The sequence below is a fragment of the Amycolatopsis sp. AA4 genome (assembly GCF_002796545.1).
Classification (GTDB): Bacteria; Actinomycetota; Actinomycetes; order Mycobacteriales; family Pseudonocardiaceae; genus Amycolatopsis.
Window position 1 is genome coordinate 4,691,323 of the sequence record NZ_CP024894.1, and the last position, 16,697, is coordinate 4,708,019.

A 16,697-nucleotide genomic window follows, 5' to 3' on the forward strand; every position below is an offset into this window, starting at 1 on the left:
TGGTCAGCGTATCAGCGGAAGCTGTACCCGCCGTCCGGATACAGCGTCGAGCCGGTGGTGTAGGTGCTGGTGAACAGGTACAGCACGGCATCGGCCACTTCGGACTCCCGGCCGACGCGGTGCAGCAGCGTGTCCGCGCGGTACTGCGCGAAACTCGCCTCCCGCGCGGCTGCCGGACGCCCGGCCCACAGGTTCCCGTCGATCGTGCCCGGCGACACGACGTTCACCCGGACCGGGGCCAGTTCCACCGCGAGCCCGCGGCCGAGCCCCTCGATCGCCGCGTTGCACGCGATGTACGCCGGGGCCGCGGCGGGCGGGCGCACGCTCGCCACACCCGACATCAGCACCACCGACGCGTCGTCCGCCAGCTTCGGCGCGGCGTGCTTCACCGCGTGGTACTGGCCCCAGAACTTCGTGACGAACGGGCTTTCCGCCTCCTCGTCGCTGAGGTCCCGCATCGGGCCGACGGTGTAGGACGCGGCGGGCGTGAACAGGTGGTCGACCCGCTCCAGCGCGCCGAAGAACTCGGCCAGCGACGCCTGGTCGGTGGTGTCCACGGCCTGCCAGGTCGCGGTCGGGCCCAGTTCCGCCGCCGCCGCGCGCAGTTTGTCGCCGGACCGGCCGCCCAAGTGGACGAGCGCGCCCGCCGCCGTCGCGCGCCGGGCGACCTCCAGCCCGATCCCGGACCCGCCGCCGAGGATCACGACGACCCGGCCGTCGAGCGGACTCACGAAACCACCTCCACGGGGACGAAATCGTGCGCCAGCCCGAACGCCGCCGGGCCGAACGTGGCCAGCGCTTCCGGGGTGCGCATGAGCGGCGGCGTCGAGATCCCGACCACCGTGACCCGCTGGCCGAAGCGCAGCGTTTCGGTGGTGATCGGTTCGGCGGACTCCGCCTCCAGCACGCAGATCAGGTCCGGGACCAGGCAGCGGACCTCGCTGTCGACCAGTGCGACCAGGTTTTCGTTCTGGAACAGGATTTCCAGCTTGTGCTCGCCGTCGAAAGACACCGCCGCGGCGCGTCCGCGGGCGAACCCTTCTTCGGTCCGGCGTTCCACATCGGACACTTTGCCGCGGAACAACACCCGCAGATGCGAGTACAACGTGTCGCCGAGCGCCGTCGCCAACGCCGCCACCGGATCGGCATTCCCTTCGCGGGCAAGGCGGATCGCCCGGCCGGCGCTCAGCGCGAGCGAGAGCGTCCGAGGCACGGCCGTGCGCTTCACGTCCGCGCCGCTCATCGAGTACTCGGCGATGTGCGCGACGCCGCCGAGCCGGATGGTGACCCCGCGCGCCAGCCATTCCATCCGCCGGTTGTCGGCCCCGGTGTCGATCACCGCGGTCTCGCCGCGCTCCCCGGCGATGCCCATCGGCGAACCGGGGACTCCGTACACGCCGAACGTCTCCATCTGCAGTTCCGGGAACGCCCGGCCCATGCCGTCGGCGTCGACCACCGGCAGCCCGAGCCGCGCGCCGACGACCAGCGGGATCATCGAGTTGATCCCGCCGCATTCGATCGGCATCGTCGCGTCGGCCTTCGCGCCGAGGTGCTTTTCCAGCGCCCGCAAGGCGAGTTCGGGCTCGGCGCCGTTCGGGAGCTTCTCGTGCACGACGGTCGGCGCGCCCATCTGCGCGGTCGGGATGACGAGGGCGTCGTCGTCCAGGTCGTCCGGATCGAGCACGGTGACCGGTCCGTGCTCGCGGATCGCCTCGCGCACCAGCAGCCGTCCGACGTACGGATCGCCGCCGCCACCGGTGCCGAGGACAGCCGCGCCGCGGGCGAGGTCTTCGAGGTGGTCCTCGGTCAGGGTCCAGCTCATCCGGCGACCCCGATCGGGTCCAGGTCGTAGCCGAAGTACCGCGGACCGGCGAGCGCGATGCCTTCCGGAGTGTGCCAGCGCGGGTCCGCCGGGGCCGCGATCACGGTGACCCGCTGGCCGTAGCGCAGGCCCTCGGTGGTGACGGCCTCGCCGGACTCGCGGTCAAGCGTACAGATGAGGTCCGGCACCGAAGCGCGCACCTCACCGTCCACTTCGGCCACCAGATGCTCGTTCTGGAAGCGCAGCAGCATTTCCGTCCCGATGTCCCCGTCCATTCCGGACAGCCGGGCCTCGCCGCGCGCGAAGCCGGTGACGGTGCGACGGGCGACGTCGACGACCTTGCCGCTGAACAGCGTCCGGCCGCGCAGCCGCTCCACGACGCGGTCCACCGGGTTCTCGTGCTCGTCCCGGGCCCGCCGCACGAGCGCGCCGAGTTCCGCGCAGAGGGTCAGCGTGCCGGGCACCATCGATTCCCGGGCCTGCGCGCCGGACATCGCGTAGTTGCTGATCATCGCCGAACAACCCATGTCGATGGTCGCCGACCGGGCCAGCCGCTCCGCCCAGCGATTGTCCACAGTGTCCAGTACGCCGCGGTTGCCCTTCTCGTCCGCAATGGACATCGGGGTCGCGCGGATTCCGTACAGGGTCGGCAAAACCATCTGCAGTTCCGGGAACGCGCGGCCCATGCCGTCCGCGTCCACCAGCGGCAGGCCCAGCTGCGCCGCCGCGACGACCGGGATCAGCGAGTTCACGCCGCCCGCTTCGGCGCAGGCGATGTGCGTGAGTTCCTTGCCCAGGTACGTGGCCAGCGTCCGGGCGGCGAGCCCGACCTGTTCGGCGGACGGCAGTTTCTCCACCATCACCGTCGGCGCGCCCATCATCGCGACCGGCAGCACCACGGCGTCGTCGGCCAGTTCGGACAGTTTCACCAGCGGCACCGAACCGTGCTCGCGGACCGCGGAATGCGCCAGCAACCGGCCGATGTACGGGTCTCCCCCGCCGCCGGTGCCGAGGATCGCCGCGCCGCGCGCGATGTCGTCCAGGTCCTTCTCGGTGATCTCGGACTTGATCTCAGCCATCGTTCACGCCCCCAGCTGCAGGTCGCCGACCGCCTTGACCCGGATCCGGGTGGCGTTGCCGGGCAGGTACGGGATCGGCACCTCGTCGAAGTCGACGATGCCGACGGACGCCGGGCTCGCCCCGGCGGCGACCGCGCGGTCGACCGCCTCCTGCTTCGCCTCGTCCACCACCGCCTCGCGCCGGCCGGGCTCGATCACGTACACCCGGTCGACCTCGCCGCCGATCTGCGCGATCGCCGCGCCGATCGCGTTGGCGACCGCGTAGTGGTCCGGCCGGCGGACCTCGCCGGACCCGGCCAGCTCGTCCGGCAGCAGCACCGAACCGCCGCCGACCGCGACCACCGGAAGCGGCTCGGACGACGTGCGCATCCGGTCCACGACGTCGGAAACGTCCGCCGCGATCCGGTCCAGCGCCGCCTTCACGAAGTCCCGGTCGAGGTGCGCGACCAGCGCCGGGTCGCCGATCTCGGCGCGTCCGGCGGCGACCGCGATGTCCGTGGCGGTCAAGGTGTCTCCGCCGAACACGAGCGCCTTCGAGGTCAGCTCGTAGCCGACGGAATCCGGTCCGACGGTCACGCCGGCCGCGTCGCCGCGGACCCGGCTGCCGCCGCCGATGCCGATCGAAAGGACGTCCGGCATGCGGAAGTTCGTGCGGATCCCGGCCACGCTCACATCGGTGGTCGCCTCGCGCGGGAAACCCTGCCGCAGCACGCCGACGTCACTGGTGGTGCCGCCGACGTCGACCACCGCGCAAGTGTCCAAACCGGACAGCACTGCCGCGCCGCGCATCGAGTTCGTCGGGCCGGACGCGAAGGTCGCGACCGGGTAGCGGCGGGCGAAGTCGACGTCCATCAGCGTGCCGTCGTTCTGGCTCAGGTAGAGCGGAGCGGTGATGCCCGCACCGGTGACCGACGCGGCCAGCCCGTCCACGATGTGCGCCGCCAGCTCGCGCAGCGCGGCGTTGATGACGGTCGCGTTTTCCCGCTCCAGCAAGCCGATCCGGCCGATTTCGTGGGACAGCGAGATCGCGACGTCCGGCAGCTGCGACGCGATGATCTCCGCCGCCCGCGCCTCGAACTCCGCGTTCACCGGCGAGAACACCGACGTGATGGCGACGCTGCGGACCCCGGCGGAGCCCATGTCGTCGGCGGCCTTGCGCAGTTCGCTCTCGTCCAGTTCGGCGATGTGCCGTCCGTCGAACTCGTGGCCGCCGTGCACCAGGTAGCTGCGCCCGGACACCGCGTCGACCAGCCGCTGCGGCCAGTCCACCATCGGCGGCAGCGACGCGCCGGCGGGCAGGCTGAGCCGCACCGCCGCGGTCGGGGCCAGCCGGTGCGCCTCGACGAGCGCGTTGATGAAGTGCGTGGTGCCGATCATCACCGCCCGCACCGCGGCCGGGTCGAACGCCCTTTGCCGCTGCAGTCCGGCGATCGCGGCGACGATGCCCGAGGTGACGTCCTCGGTGGTGCTGGTCTTGATCGAGGCGAGCACCTCGCGGCCGTCCAGCAGGACCGCGTCGGTGTTGGTTCCGCCGACGTCGATGCCGATGCGCACGAAGAAATCTCCTTCCAGGTAAGGGAATCAGGCGGCCGGGGCCGGTTCGGCGTCCGCGGTGGCGCTCTTGCCGAACCCGCGGACCAGGCCGAGCTTCCCGGCGGCCACGTACAGAACGAAAGCGACGACGAGCGAGTTGATGCTGGGCAGGCCCCAGTCCACGAACTCGCCGAACAACGCGGCGGCGATCCAGACGACGATCGTCGCGGGCACCCACACCGGCGCGGCGGTGGGCACCGCGCCCCGCGCCCGCGCCTCCTCCAGGTCGCCGCGCCACTGCTTCACCACGAAGTACTCGGCCACCATGATCCCGGCGATGGGCGGGAACGCGACCCCGAGCACGGTCAGGAAATCGGTGAACTTCGAGAGGATCCCGGCCGCGGCGAGCACGCTGCCCACCACGCCGAGCACGGCGGTGACCAGGCCGCGGTGCGCCCGTTTCCCGGAGACGGTGCCGATGAAGTTCACGACGCCGAGCCCGGACGAGTACAGGTTCCAGTCGTTGATCTTCATCGTGCCCGCGATGACGATCAGCAGCCCGACCCAGCCGACCGACGACGTGACGATCGTGGTGATCTGCGCCGTGCCGACCGCGTGCGCGAGCAGCACGCCGGCCAGGCCGATCACGTACTCGCCGAGCGTGACGCCGACGAGCGTCTGCTTGACGACGTCGCCGGTGGTGCGGTTGAACCGGGTCATGTCCGGCGTGATCACCGCGCCGACGATGAACCCGCCCGCGACCAGCGTCGTGCCCTGCAGCAGGGACAGCGGCGGACCCGGCGGCGCCGACGCGACGAGCGCGCCGAGGTCGTGCCGGGTCAGTTCGGAGACCACCGACCAGCCGACCAGGATCAGGAACGCGGGCACCATCAGGTACGCCGTCCACGCCATCGAATGGAAGCCGCGGACCACGATCGCGGTCACCACCAGGCCGAACACGAGCGCCCAGCCCCATTCCGGCAGGCCGCCGACCAGCGCGGCGAGGCCTTGCGCGGACACCGCGGACTGGATGCCGAACCAGCCGATCAGGCTGATCCCGATGGCCAGCCCGATGAGCGCGGAACCGCCGCGGCCGAAGCCGGTCCAGCGCGCGATCATCGACGTGGTGAGGCCCTCGCGGACCCCGATCACGCCGACGAGGACGGTGATCAGTTCGAGGATGACCGAGCCGAGCGTGAACGCCAGCACGGCGTTCCAGAAGGTCATCCCGAAGCCGATCGTGGCGCCGAGCAGGAACTGCGACAGCGCGGAAACCTGGCCGAACCGCTGCACAGCGACCGACCACCAGGAGTAACGGGCGGAATCGGGCACCCTGGTCAGCGCGTAATCGTCGACACCGACAGCCGAGGCCATGGCGACCTCCTATCCGGGAGGGGAACGGGTTCCCAGCACCGTAAGCAGCGGCTCCGGCGGGGTCACCGTGCAATCCGCACAACCGGGATCATGCGGCAGTGCATGTCGCACTCTCAGCTGATCAAGGCGTGGACAGCCTCGTAGGCGAACGCTGCCGCGCCGACGCCCGCCGCGACGCTGACGACCACGTTCGCCGCCGCGGGGAAGTACGCCCGGCGCTCGACCAGCCGGACGGTTTCGTAGCTGAACGTGCTGTAGGTCGTCAGCGCGCCGCAGAATCCGGTGCCGAGCAGCGAGTAGACGGCCGCGGGCAGCGCGGTCCCGGCGCCGGCGAGCCCACCGAGCAGGACACAGCCGACCAGGTTGACGGTGAACGTGCCCCACGGGAACAGGCTCTGGTGCCGGGACTGGACGGCCCGGTCGGTCAGGTACCGCATCGGCGCTCCGACCGCGGCGCCGAGGAAGACGAGGAGGGCGGTCATCAGGCAGCCACCTCCACCGGGACCAGCTTGCGGGTGATCGCGTGTCCCAGCAGGACGGCCAGCAGCGCGGCGACGAGCGTCCCGCCGAGGTAGCCGAAGGCGAGCGGCACGGTGTCCGGCCGGAGCAGGTTGCGCGCTTCGACCGCGTACGTGGAGAACGTGGTGAACCCGCCGAGGATGCCGACGCCGAGGAACGGCCGCACGAGCCGGTGCGCCGACCACGCCTCGGTGACCAGCACCATCAGCACGCCGATGAGGAAGCAGCCGGCGACGTTCGTCCAGAAGGTCGCCCACGGGAAGCCGCCGGGCGCGGCGGGCAGGGCCTGGGCGAGGCCGTAGCGGGCCAGCGCGCCGAGCCCGCCGCCGAGCGCGATCACGCCGAGCACCGACACGTGGTGCCGGACGAGTTCGCGTTGCTGCGCGGGATCCCGGAGGTCGACATCCGGGTCGAGAGGTTCTTCGGGCACAGTCTTCTCCTACTCCACGGGCAGGGGCCACCGGTCGAGTAGGGACTGTTGGCGGCGTAGGCCGCGGTTGTCCGGGAGATTCCCGGAGCGGCGAGCCCCACCGCCGCGTACCCGAGCTTACTCGATCAGTTCCCCGCCTCCCGCAACGCGGTCAGCGCCGGACCGAACATAGTGGACTTGATCGCGCCGAGCGTGCCGCGGTCCTTGCCCGCCAGCGGGGCGACTCGTTCTGTCGCCGCCGTCCGCAGGGTCTCCAGCGGAGCGGTCGCGTCGACCAACCCGAGCGCTTTCGCTTGCGGACCGCCGAAACGGCTGCCGGTGGTCATCGACGCGATCGCGGCGGACGGGGTCAGCTTCGCCTGGACGAGCGCGGCCATGCCCGGGGTGAACGGGAGGTTGAGGTCGGCTTCGGGGAAGCAGAAGTAGCCGCGATCCTCGCGCATCACGCGGAAATCGTGGGCCATGGCGAGCATCGCGCCGCCGCCGAAGGCGTGTCCGTTGACCGCGGCGACGGTCGGGACCGGCAGCGCGAGCACGCGGGCGAGGAGTTCGTGGATGCTCGTGACGTACTTGCCCGCCTCGTCGGGATGGCTGGTGAGCCAGTCGAGGTCGAGGCCGTTGGAGTAGTACTTGCCGCTGCCGATCGTGACGAGCGCGGACGGCTCCTTGCCCGCGGTCACGGTGTCGAGATGGGCGTGGACTTCCTCCAGCCACGTGGGGGCGAACCGGTTTTCGTCGGAGCCGAAGTCGAGCACGTGGACCGGACCGGCGGTGGTAAGAGTGGGCATTTCAGTCCTTTCTGGACATTCGCGGTGGGTCGAGGGCGAGGATGGCGCGGACCGCCGCGGCCAGCCGTTCCCGGCTTTCCCCGCTGGCGGGTCCGGTGGCGAGTTCGCGGCGGAGCAGGGCGGTCGGCAGGTCGACGACGCAGGCGGTGATGACCTCGACGGCTGTTCCGTCGCCGCGGTTCCAGAGCTGCCTGGCCAGCCGGACGAGGAGGCGGACGAGGCGTTTGTCCAAGGCGTGCAAGGCTTCCGCGACATCTTCGGGCAAGTGCGGCCCCAGCACGCGTTTTGCCGGAATGGCGATCATCATCCGCGCGGCGTCCGGACGGACGTCGGCGATCACGGCGGGGGTGCCGGCTGCCGCGACCACCGCTTCGACCGGGTCGGCGGCTGCGTCGACCAGCCGCTCTTGTTCGTCGAGGAAGAAGGTGGCGGCGCGGAGCCAGGTCCGGCCGATCAGGGCGGGGAGGTTGGTGAAGGAGTGGTAGATCGTGCTGTTCGGGACGCCCGCTTCCTGCGCGAGCCGCCGGACGGTGAGCGCTTCGGGGCCGATGGCGGCGATGAGGCGCTCGGCGACGTCGAGGATCAGCTCGGGGTCGTGGATCCGGGGGCGGGGCATGGATGCGAGGGTAATGGAGCACGTGCTCCAAAACCAGGGCGGGGTGATGTGCGACTCAGGTCTCGTGAGTGCTGATGCCGGTTAGAACCGGCATCAGCACTCACGACCGCCCACGAGCCGCCGCGCCGTTCGCCTGCTGCCCGCGGCGCAGCCACTCGCCGGTGCGCAGCGTCGTTCCGGACGGGCATTCACTGCCGGAAGCGTTGTCCGGCAGCGAGAAAACCTCCACGCGTGCGCCCGGATCGGTGACCGACGAGGCGCGTCGTGCGCCTGTCGCCCGGACCGTGGGAAGCCCCAGGGCGATTCTCGGCCCCTCGCCCGTTCGCCGGACAGGGCGCGATTCCCGCCCCGCCCGCGAAACCGAGCCGCATTTCGCCGCGACCGCACGCGCCTCGCCAGGGCTGGGTCAGTCCGCGATGTAAAGACAGTCGTGCCCGTCGCGGGCCGTCGCGTCCGGGTCGTCCAGCCAGCGGCCGCCTTCGGCCAGGTAGCGGAAGCGGAGCCGGGCGCCCGGCGGGACCTCCACCGCGGCCGAGCGCGTGCCGTTCGAGCGTTTGCGGAGTTCGTGGCGTCCGGGCTGCCAGTCGTTGAAGTCGCCGACCACGCTCACCGGGCCGGGCGGGGTGTCGAGCGGCAGGACGAACGTCACCCGCCGGGCCCCGGAGCCGTTGCTCCGGCTGGTCTTGATCACGGCGTTTCCCTTTCCCGTTCCGGCGAATCGGTCGTTCTGAATCGTTCCACGACCGCCGCCGGAAACCCGGACGCGGCGGGTGCCGCGTCCGGGTGAAAACCGGGGTCAGGTGGTGGAAACGTCGTCCAGCTGCTCGGCCGCCGGGCGCACCGGGAACAGGTCGCCGCCGGGCGGGACCGGGATGCGGCCGACCGCGGCGCGGGCCTTCCGGTCCCCCGCGTCAGCCGCGGCGTGCACGCTGTCGAGGGCGGCGTACTGGATGAAGTGGATGTCCGGCAACGGCCAGGGCGCGGCGCCGGTGGCCGCCGGGAGCAGGTGGTCGACGGCGGCGAAAATGCTGCCGCCCTGCGGGTTCCGGTAGGCCCACAGGTCGACGCCCAGGTGCTTGCCCAGCTGCGCGAGCCGGGTCAGCGCGACCAGGTTGAACGTGTGGTAGTGGTACGTCCGCGTGCGGGTCGATTCCTCGGGCTGGCCGCCGTCCGCGGCGATCTGGCGGTCGATCCGGGCCCTGCCGGAATCGCGGACGATCTGCCGGGCGAGGTCCCGCTGGCCGACGTAGCTCGCGGTCGCTGCCGTGAGCAGGTCGTAGAAGGTGCCGTGGTTGTTGGTCGCCTTGGCCTCGTCGGTGCCGTTCTTGCTGGTGCGCAACCAGGTGAGGAAATCGGCCGACCAGCCGCGGAACGCCTTGCCGTCGGCCTTCGTCCAGCCGGGCGCGCCCGCGTCGAGGATCCGGGCGGCGTCGAGGACCTGGGTGAAGGTGTAGGAGAACTCGATGATGCCGATCCCCCGCCCGTCGGTCTTGCACGGGATGCCCTGCGCGAAGTTCAGGTTCGGGTTCATTTTCGTCGCCGCGTCGAGGAACCAGGTGCGCAGATCGAGCGCGGCGCGCTGGGCGTATTCGGCCTTGCCGGTGTAGTACCAGGCGAGCGAGAGCTGGTAGATCGAGTTGAACGCGACGAGCCGCTCGGCCTTGTCCGGCACGTTCTTCATCTCGGGGTTGACCTGGCCGTCGCGGTCGACGTACGGGCAGCCCTGCGGGTTTTCCGGCGTTTTCGGCTGACTGGGCCAGTAGTACGGCGCGAGGCTCAGATAGTCGTGCTTGTCGCCGCTCGGCGGGACGCGCTCCTTGTCGACGACCGTCCACGGACCCTTCGTCAGCGCGTCGTCGGCCTGCTTCAGCAGATTCGACAACGCCGTGCGCAGCGTCGGGTTCCCGGCCATCAGGCCGATTTTGTTGCCTGCCAGGTGCACGCCGTCGAGCACGACGGTGTCCGGCACGCAGATAAAAGAGCAGGACCTCGGCGCGGGCGCGGCGGTCGCCGCTCCGGCAGTGGTCGCGAGCAGCCCCGCGACCGTCGCGAGAACCGCCGCGAGACGACGCGGACGGGAAGACCGGGAAGGAGGCAGCACCGCAACTCCGTTCAAGAATATGAATACTCCACAGATATGTGAACTGAGATTGAATAGCCGAGCGCGTGCGGCCGCGTCAAGAGGAGGTCAGGCGGAGCGGCCGCGGCGGACCGGGTTCCGGAGGGTGCCGATGCCCTCGATCATGATGGTGACCTCGTCGTCCGCCTCGAGCGTGACGTCCGGGCCGGGAACCGCCGATGTACCGGTGGCCAGGACGGCGCCGCGCGGGAAAACGTCGCCGCGATAGAGCCACCCGACCAGCTCGGTGAGCCGCCGGTGCAGCCGCGCAGTGGACGTCTCCCCTGACCAGAGCAGTGCTCCGGCGCGATGGATCGACACCGCGATGCCGAGCGCGTACGGGTCCGGGACCTCGTTCGCGGGCACGATCCACGGCCCGGCCGCGCACGAGCCGCGGTACGTCTTGGCCTGCGGCAGGTACAGCGGGTTCTCGCCTTCGATGCTGCGCGAACTCACGTCGTTGACGATCGTGTAGCCGACGATCTCCCCAAACGCGTTGCACACCAACGCCAATTCGGGCTCGGGAACGTCCCAAGCGGAATCCTCGCGCACGCCGATCGGCTCGCCCGGCCCCCGGACGCGGTGCCCGACGCTCTTGAAGAACAGCTCCGGCCGTTCCGCCTCGTAGACCCGCGCGTAGACGTCGGCGTCGCCGCTTTCCTCCATCCGCGCCTCGCGCGACACCTCGTAGGTGACTCCGGCGGCCCACACCTCGGTGTCGTCGTCGACCGGTGCGCGCAGGTCGCCCGGCTCCCCTGGCGTCAGCTCGATCGCCAGCGCCGTGGCGAATTCGGTGGCGGGCCGGGCCAGGAGGGAGCCGAGCGTGGTGCCAGGCGGGAGCGCGCCGGTGGACTCGCCGTCGGTGACCCGCCAGCCCGCGGCGGTTTTCGCGAGGCGGCGCATCAGTGCGAATCCCTCGGCACGGCGGAACCGCGGGTGCCGTGCAGGAAATCGAAGTCCGCGCCGAGGTGGGCCTGGGTGACGTGCTCGCGGTAGAGCCAGGTGTATCCGCTGCGGTACGGGCTTTCCGGCGGCGTCCATGCCGCGCGGCGGGCGGCGAGTTCCTCGTCGGGCACGTGCAGGGTCAGCCGGCGGGCCGGGGTGTCGAGCGTGATCCGGTCGCCGGTGCGGACGAGCGCGAGCGGGCCGCCGACCGCCGATTCCGGGCTCACGTGCAGCACGACCGTGCCGTAGCCGGTGCCGGACATCCGGCCGTCGCAGATCCGCACCACGTCGGTGATCCCTTGTGCGAGCAGCTCTTTCGGCACCGGGACGTTCGCCACCTCCGGCATCCCCGGGTAGCCCTTGGGACCCGCGCCGCGGATCACCAGGATCGTGTCGGGGGTGACCGGCAGGTCCGGGTCGTCGGCCACGCGGTGGTACTCCTCCGCGGTGTCGAAGACGAGCGCCGGGCCGGTGTGCGTGAGCAGTTCCGGCGACGCGGCCGACTGCTTCAGCACCGCACCGTCCGGGGCGAGATTCCCGGTGAGCACAGCGGTTCCGGTGCCGGGCGGCTGGAACGGCGCCTCGACGGTCGTGATTACCTCGTCGTTCCAGCACTCCGCGGGTTCTCTCGGCTTGCCGGTGACCGTGCGGACGTCGGCGTGCAGGAGCCCGGCTTCGGCGAGCCTGCTCAGGACCACCGGAACGCCGCCCGCGTAACAGAAATCCTCCATCAGGAACCCGCCCGAGGGCATCAGGTTCACCAAGGTGGGAACAGCGCGGCCCAGCTCGTCGAAGTCGTTCATGGCGAGCGGGACGCCGACGCGCCCGGCCAGCGCGAGAAGGTGCACGATCGCGTTGGTGGACCCGCCGATCGCCGCGTTGACGCGGATCGCGTTTTCGAACGCCTCGCGGGTCAGGATGTCGGACGGACGCAGGTTTTCCTCGACCATCGCGACAATCCGCTGACCGGCCGCCTGCGCGGTTTCGAAGCGCCGCGCGTCGACCGCGGGCCAGGTTGCCGAACCGGGCAGCTGCATGCCGAGCGCTTCGGCTAGACAGGCCATCGTCGACGCGGTGCCCATGGTCATGCAGTGGCCGTTCGAGCGGGCCATGCAGCCCTCGGCGAAGAAGCACTCCTCCTCGGTCATCCGGCCGGCTTTGACTTCTTCCTCGAATTTCCAGACGTGCGTGCCCGAGCCGACGTCGCCGCCGCGGAACTTGCCGTTGAGCATCGGGCCGCCGGTCACCATCACCGCGGGCAGGTCGACGCTCGCCGCGCCCATCAGCATCGCCGGGGTCGTCTTGTCACAGCCGGAAAGGAGGACGACGCCGTCGAGCGGGTTGGCGCGGATCAGCTCCTCGACCTCCATCGCCATCAGGTTGCGGTAGAGCATCGCGGTGGGGCGCATGAGCGTTTCGCCGGTCGCCATCGTCGGGAACGCGAGCGGGAGGCCGCCCGCCTGCCAGACGCCGCGCTTGACCGCCTCGGCGACGCGGTCGAGGTGGACGTTGCACGGGGCCAGCTCGGAAGCGCTCACCGCGATCCCGATCACCGGGCGGCCGTCGAACACCTCCGGGCCGAAGCCCTGGGACCGCATCCACGAGCGGTGGATCATCCCCGCCCGGCCGGACGCCCCGAACCACGCCGCACTGCGCACTCCGCCGCTCCCTTCTCCGGAGCCTTCCTCGATACCCGATCGCGCGGATCCTGGCAATCGGCTGAGAATTCCGGTGAACCGGACACTTCGCGGGGGCGCCGGACGTTGGGAGGGGTGAGAATGTCGCCGGAAAAGCGAGGTGTGCGATGAGCCTGATCGGGACCCTGGTCGGGTACGTCCTGACCGTGTTCGTCGTGGTGCTGGTGGTGCGGATGGTCCTGGACTGGACGCGCCTGGTCGCGACCGGGCCCGCGTGGCTCGGCCAGGCGCGGCGGATCAGCCACCGCGCGACCGAGCCGGTGATCGCCCCGGTGCGCCGGGTGCTGCCGCCGATCCGCGCCGGCGGGGTGGGGATCGACCTGGCGTTCACGGTGGTCTTCATCGCGGCGCTGGTGGTGCGGTCTGTCGCGTTCGCGCTGTGAGGGGTGCTCGCGGCGGGGACTTTCCTGGGCGTTGGGTGTCCATTGTGGAGTGACGCGGGCAGGTGGCGTGGCGGTCGGGAGTACGGGCGTCGACGCTGGCTTTCCTGTCGAGGCGATCGGCCGCGGTGTTCACCGCGGCCGATCGCCTCAGGTTCCCACCGCCCCCACCCCCTGTTGCTTCGCTCCGACTTCGGGCCGGAGCATGAACGCGTTCCCGCCGCCTCGAACTAGTTCCGGGCCCGGCGCCCGCACCAACTCCCCGACGATCTCGCCCTGCGCCCAACCGAATCACGGCGCGCCCCGGTTCGCACCGAACCCACTCCCCAGTCACCGCGCTCCGAATCCGGGGCCGAGCCGCCGCACCCCCTTCCCGGTTGCCCGGGTGCGGCGGAGCCGGATCAGCGGGAATCGACCCGGATTTCCCCGGCGCTGGAGCTGACGTCGATCCGGTGCGCGCCGGCCTGCCGGTCCGGGAGCGTGCCGCTGCGCTCGCCGACCGCGGTCTTCGCCGAAACCGCGTAGTCCGTGCCCGGGACGGCGAGGGAAACGGCGCCCACGTCGGTCCTGATGGTGGCGTCCGCGGGCGCGCTCAGGGCGATGTCCACTTCTCCGACGGAGGTCACCGCCTTGACCGGCCCGGCCGAATCCTGGACCGAGACCTTTCCCGCGGACATCGTCAGGTCCAGCGAACTGACCTTCGCCGCGTCGAACTCGCCCGCTCCCATCTTCCCGGTCACCGCGGCCCGGTCGGGCAAGGTCACGGTGTAGGAGACGACGCACTGGGCTCCGCACGACCCGCCGAGTTCGAGCGTCGGACCGCTCAAGCGATGCCAGACGCCGTCCGGTTTCGTCCCTTGGTAACGGATCTCGCGCTCGACGGTGATCGAGTCGCGGGCGCCGCCGGAACGCAGCCGCACGTATCCGGCGGGGCTGTCGATCTTGATCGCCGTCGCCGAACCGGCGAGCGTCGACGTGTCCTTCACGGTGTTTTGCCAGAGCGACACGGAATCCCCGTCGTGTTGCACGGGGAGCTGGCATGCCGAGACGCTCACTGCCAGGACACCAGCCACGGCCAACCGACCACTTCGCACGTTTCGTCCTCTTCTCTTGAAGCCGGACTTTCACGTTATGGCCGTGCTCAGCCGCCGGGCATCGGGGATGTCCCGGACATCTGTCAGGGTTGTCCGTCAGCCGGGCTTCCCGGCGGCGACCGGGGACGGTTCGCCGTCGGGGCGGCGGCGGGCGGTCCAGGAGTCGTAGCCGCGCATGAGGAAGCGGTGGGCGGGGCGTTCGACCAAGCGGGTGAGCGCCCAGCCGAGGACGACGCCGGCGGCGATCATGCCCGCGGTCTGCAGCAGCGGGTCGACGCCGAGGCCGGACAGCCAGTGCAGCACGAGGTAGCCGATGGCCTGGTGGATCAGGAAGACGCCGTAGGAGATGCCGGCGAACCAGGTGATCGCGCGCTGGACGAACGACGGGAGGAAGCGGTTCCAGTCCGGGCCCGCCGCGGCGAGCGAGATGACCGCGATCCCGATCGCGATGCCGATCGTCGAGCCCCATTCGACCTTGATCCCGGCGGGGGTGACGGCCGCGCCGTGCAGCGCGTGCGCGGTGACGCACAGGACTTCCAGCAGCACGAATTCCGCGGTGGAAAGGCGTTTCGTCGCCCAGAGCCGGACCGCGATGCCCGCGACGAACAGGTGCCAGCGGTGGAATCCGAACCCGTCGACGACGACGCGATACCACTCGGGCGGACCGGCGACGCGCAGCGGCCACTGCGCGAGCGGGACGAGCAGGGCGGCCCACATCACGATCCGGAACTTGCGGCCGTGGCCCCAGCTGCTCCGGTAGAGCAGCGCGGCGACGGTGAACGCCATGAGCTGGAGGGGAATCGTCCAGTGGGAGCCGTCGAGGAAGGGAAACTCGGCGGGTTTCCAGTTCCAGAGCATCAGGAGGTTGGCGGCGAGGTCGCCGAAGCGGGGGCCGAACCAGCCGGGCGGCGACAGGTACCGCAGCGCGAAGTAGATCGCCACGACGGCGGCGAGGAACGGCGGCAGCAACCGCGCGATCCTCCCCCACCAGTACCGGCCGAGCGCCCCGCGCCCGATCGTGACGGCGGCGAAGTACGCGGAGATCACGAGCAGCAGGCTCGCCCCGATCTGATGCGGGAACACGAACCGCCGCGGCCCCAGTTCCGGGTGCACGACGACGCTCATGTAGGTCGCGTGGTACAGCAGCACCAGCACGACGCACCCACCGCGCACGAGGTCCCAGCTGATCCGCCGGTTCCCCGAAGACACGCTCACCGGACGGAACGAGGACACGCGGGTCACCGTAACTGGTCGGGTTACCGTCGCGGGGAGGCACCCTGGGGCGCGGCGCGCGGGACATTTCCGGTACAGGGCGCGGTTTCGCGGCTCGGTGCGCGGGCTGGTTCCGGGGAAAGCCGTGGTGGCAGAGGGTTTCTGCCGGGGTTGGCGGTGTCGGCTGCTGGTGCGGGGTTCCGGCGAGTGAGAGGTTTTAGGTTGGGGCAGCGAGGATTCACCCGGTGGATGTGACGGACGAACGCTTGCTCGGTTCCGGTGGACGAGGTCGTGGCCGGGTCTGTTGTTGCGGCTGAATCGGTCCGGTGGGGCCGCGGCGAACGACTCTGGGTGGAGCCGCTCCCGCACGACGGCACGCCACGCCCCCTCGCTCGGCGCGAGTCCTCGTCAGCACCGCATGGGCAAGCCACCCCCCTGGCCTCCCCGCCCGGCTTCCCGGCTGCGGCAGGTTCACGGCGGCCCGCCCCGTTTGCCGCCTCCGGCCAGCACGACGCTCGGCCGTCGAGCAGCGCACCCACTCCGGGACACCGCAGCTCCCGCTCCCCACTCCGAGCCGACTCACGAGGCTCGCCCATCCGCGAAGCGTGCCGTCCGGTTCCTTGCCGCCTCGCTTCCGGCGTGTGGTCTCCGGGTCCAGGGCTCCCGCATCCGGGCCGGTTCACGCAGCCCGGCGCATCCGGGCAGCGCGACGAGCGGAACTCCAGGCTCCTGACCCGCGCAGCCCACCCACTCCCGGACGGCGCGCAGCTCCCGTCGACCTCCCTGGCTCGGCGCCTCCGGGCAACGCGCCGCCCGGCTCCGGACTTCCGGGCTGCGTACCAGGTTCCCGGCGACCCGCGCGGCTCGGTGCCTCTGCGCAGCACACCGTCCGGCTCCCGCTCACGCCAACCTTCGCGCGGCTCGGCGCCTCCCGGCAGAGCACCATCCCGCTCCCGGCGCCCAGCTCACGCCGACCCCCGCGCGACTCGGAGCCTCCCCGCAGAGCACCATCCCGCCCCCGACGCCCAGCTCACGCCGACCCCCGCGCGACTCGGCACCTTCCCGCCGCGCGCCGTCCGGCTCCCCGCG

At 71.1% G+C, this 16,697-nt stretch carries 17 protein-coding genes; 1 reads left to right on the forward strand and 16 read right to left on the reverse strand.

Annotated elements, in window-relative coordinates; translation table 11 throughout:
* Nucleotides 1–11: 11 nt before the first annotated feature.
* The 14 genes from CU254_RS43720 to CU254_RS21920 form a co-directional block, all read right to left on the reverse strand.
* Nucleotides 12–731: an SDR family oxidoreductase gene (locus CU254_RS43720; RefSeq protein ID WP_009079445.1), complete on the reverse strand. Its 720-nt coding sequence runs from the start codon at nt 729–731 to the stop codon at nt 12–14.
* Entirely contained in the window at nt 728–1,822 is a 1,095-nt protein-coding gene (locus CU254_RS43725) for a DUF917 domain-containing protein (RefSeq protein ID WP_009079447.1), read from the reverse strand. Before CU254_RS43725 ends, CU254_RS43720 begins: the two co-directional genes overlap by 4 nt.
* A complete protein-coding gene (locus tag CU254_RS21870; RefSeq protein WP_009079449.1) occupies nt 1,819–2,901 on the reverse strand; it encodes a DUF917 domain-containing protein in 1,083 nt (360 codons plus the stop codon). The genes CU254_RS43725 and CU254_RS21870 overlap by 4 nt, the downstream gene beginning before the upstream one ends.
* A 3-nt stretch (nt 2,902–2,904) precedes the next feature.
* Nucleotides 2,905–4,455 carry a hydantoinase/oxoprolinase N-terminal domain-containing protein gene (locus CU254_RS21875; RefSeq protein ID WP_009079451.1) on the reverse strand — a complete coding sequence of 517 codons (1,551 nt, stop codon included), beginning with the start codon at nt 4,453–4,455 and terminating at the stop codon, nt 2,905–2,907.
* Between the two features lie 27 nt (nt 4,456–4,482).
* The gene (locus CU254_RS21880) at nt 4,483–5,808 is read right to left on the reverse strand and encodes a cytosine permease (protein ID WP_009079452.1); all 1,326 of its coding nucleotides are present in this window, start codon (nt 5,806–5,808) and stop codon (nt 4,483–4,485) included.
* A 113-nt stretch (nt 5,809–5,921) separates the two neighbouring features.
* On the reverse strand, nt 5,922–6,290 hold the full coding sequence (gene crcB, locus CU254_RS21885; protein ID WP_037714427.1) for a fluoride efflux transporter CrcB: 369 nt from the start codon (nt 6,288–6,290) through the stop codon (nt 5,922–5,924).
* Nucleotides 6,290–6,757 carry a CrcB family protein gene (locus tag CU254_RS21890; protein ID WP_009079455.1) on the reverse strand — a complete coding sequence of 156 codons (468 nt, stop codon included), beginning with the start codon at nt 6,755–6,757 and terminating at the stop codon, nt 6,290–6,292. Before CU254_RS21890 ends, crcB begins: the two co-directional genes overlap by 1 nt.
* Before the next feature lie 125 nt (nt 6,758–6,882).
* Nucleotides 6,883–7,545 (reverse strand): enoyl-CoA hydratase/isomerase family protein, encoded by a 663-nt coding sequence (locus CU254_RS21895; RefSeq protein WP_009079456.1) that lies wholly within the window; start codon nt 7,543–7,545, stop codon nt 6,883–6,885.
* A gap of 1 nt (nt 7,546) precedes the next feature.
* Nucleotides 7,547–8,161 carry a TetR/AcrR family transcriptional regulator gene (locus CU254_RS21900; RefSeq protein ID WP_009079457.1) on the reverse strand — a complete coding sequence of 205 codons (615 nt, stop codon included), beginning with the start codon at nt 8,159–8,161 and terminating at the stop codon, nt 7,547–7,549.
* Nucleotides 8,162–8,261: 100 nt separating this feature from the next.
* Nucleotides 8,262–8,390: a hypothetical protein gene (locus CU254_RS44655; RefSeq protein ID WP_255409763.1), complete on the reverse strand. Its 129-nt coding sequence runs from the start codon at nt 8,388–8,390 to the stop codon at nt 8,262–8,264.
* Nucleotides 8,391–8,567: 177 nt separating this feature from the next.
* Nucleotides 8,568–8,852: an isoamylase early set domain-containing protein gene (locus tag CU254_RS21905; RefSeq protein WP_009079458.1), complete on the reverse strand. Its 285-nt coding sequence runs from the start codon at nt 8,850–8,852 to the stop codon at nt 8,568–8,570.
* Nucleotides 8,853–8,957: 105 nt separating this feature from the next.
* Nucleotides 8,958–10,262, reverse strand: coding sequence for an alginate lyase family protein (locus CU254_RS21910; RefSeq protein ID WP_050788248.1), 1,305 nt, complete (start codon nt 10,260–10,262; stop codon nt 8,958–8,960).
* An 87-nt stretch (nt 10,263–10,349) separates the two neighbouring features.
* Nucleotides 10,350–11,183 (reverse strand): fumarylacetoacetate hydrolase family protein, encoded by an 834-nt coding sequence (locus CU254_RS21915; RefSeq protein ID WP_009079460.1) that lies wholly within the window; start codon nt 11,181–11,183, stop codon nt 10,350–10,352.
* Nucleotides 11,183–12,883, reverse strand: coding sequence for an IlvD/Edd family dehydratase (locus CU254_RS21920; RefSeq protein ID WP_037714430.1), 1,701 nt, complete (start codon nt 12,881–12,883; stop codon nt 11,183–11,185). The genes CU254_RS21915 and CU254_RS21920 overlap by 1 nt, the downstream gene beginning before the upstream one ends.
* 146 nt (nt 12,884–13,029) lie before the next feature.
* On the opposite strand from CU254_RS21920, the gene CU254_RS21925 reads away from it, so the two are divergent.
* Entirely contained in the window at nt 13,030–13,305 is a 276-nt protein-coding gene (locus CU254_RS21925; RefSeq protein ID WP_009079462.1) for a YggT family protein, read from the forward strand.
* A 398-nt stretch (nt 13,306–13,703) separates the two neighbouring features.
* Here the strand turns inward: CU254_RS21925 and CU254_RS21930 are convergent, their stop codons facing one another.
* Together CU254_RS21930 and CU254_RS21935 are read right to left on the reverse strand one after the other, a co-directional pair.
* Nucleotides 13,704–14,309 carry a DUF4097 family beta strand repeat-containing protein gene (locus CU254_RS21930; RefSeq protein WP_037714433.1) on the reverse strand — a complete coding sequence of 202 codons (606 nt, stop codon included), beginning with the start codon at nt 14,307–14,309 and terminating at the stop codon, nt 13,704–13,706.
* A 183-nt stretch (nt 14,310–14,492) separates the two neighbouring features.
* Nucleotides 14,493–15,629 carry an acyltransferase gene (locus tag CU254_RS21935; RefSeq protein ID WP_199785951.1) on the reverse strand — a complete coding sequence of 379 codons (1,137 nt, stop codon included), beginning with the start codon at nt 15,627–15,629 and terminating at the stop codon, nt 14,493–14,495.
* Nucleotides 15,630–16,697: the final 1,068 nt, after the last annotated feature.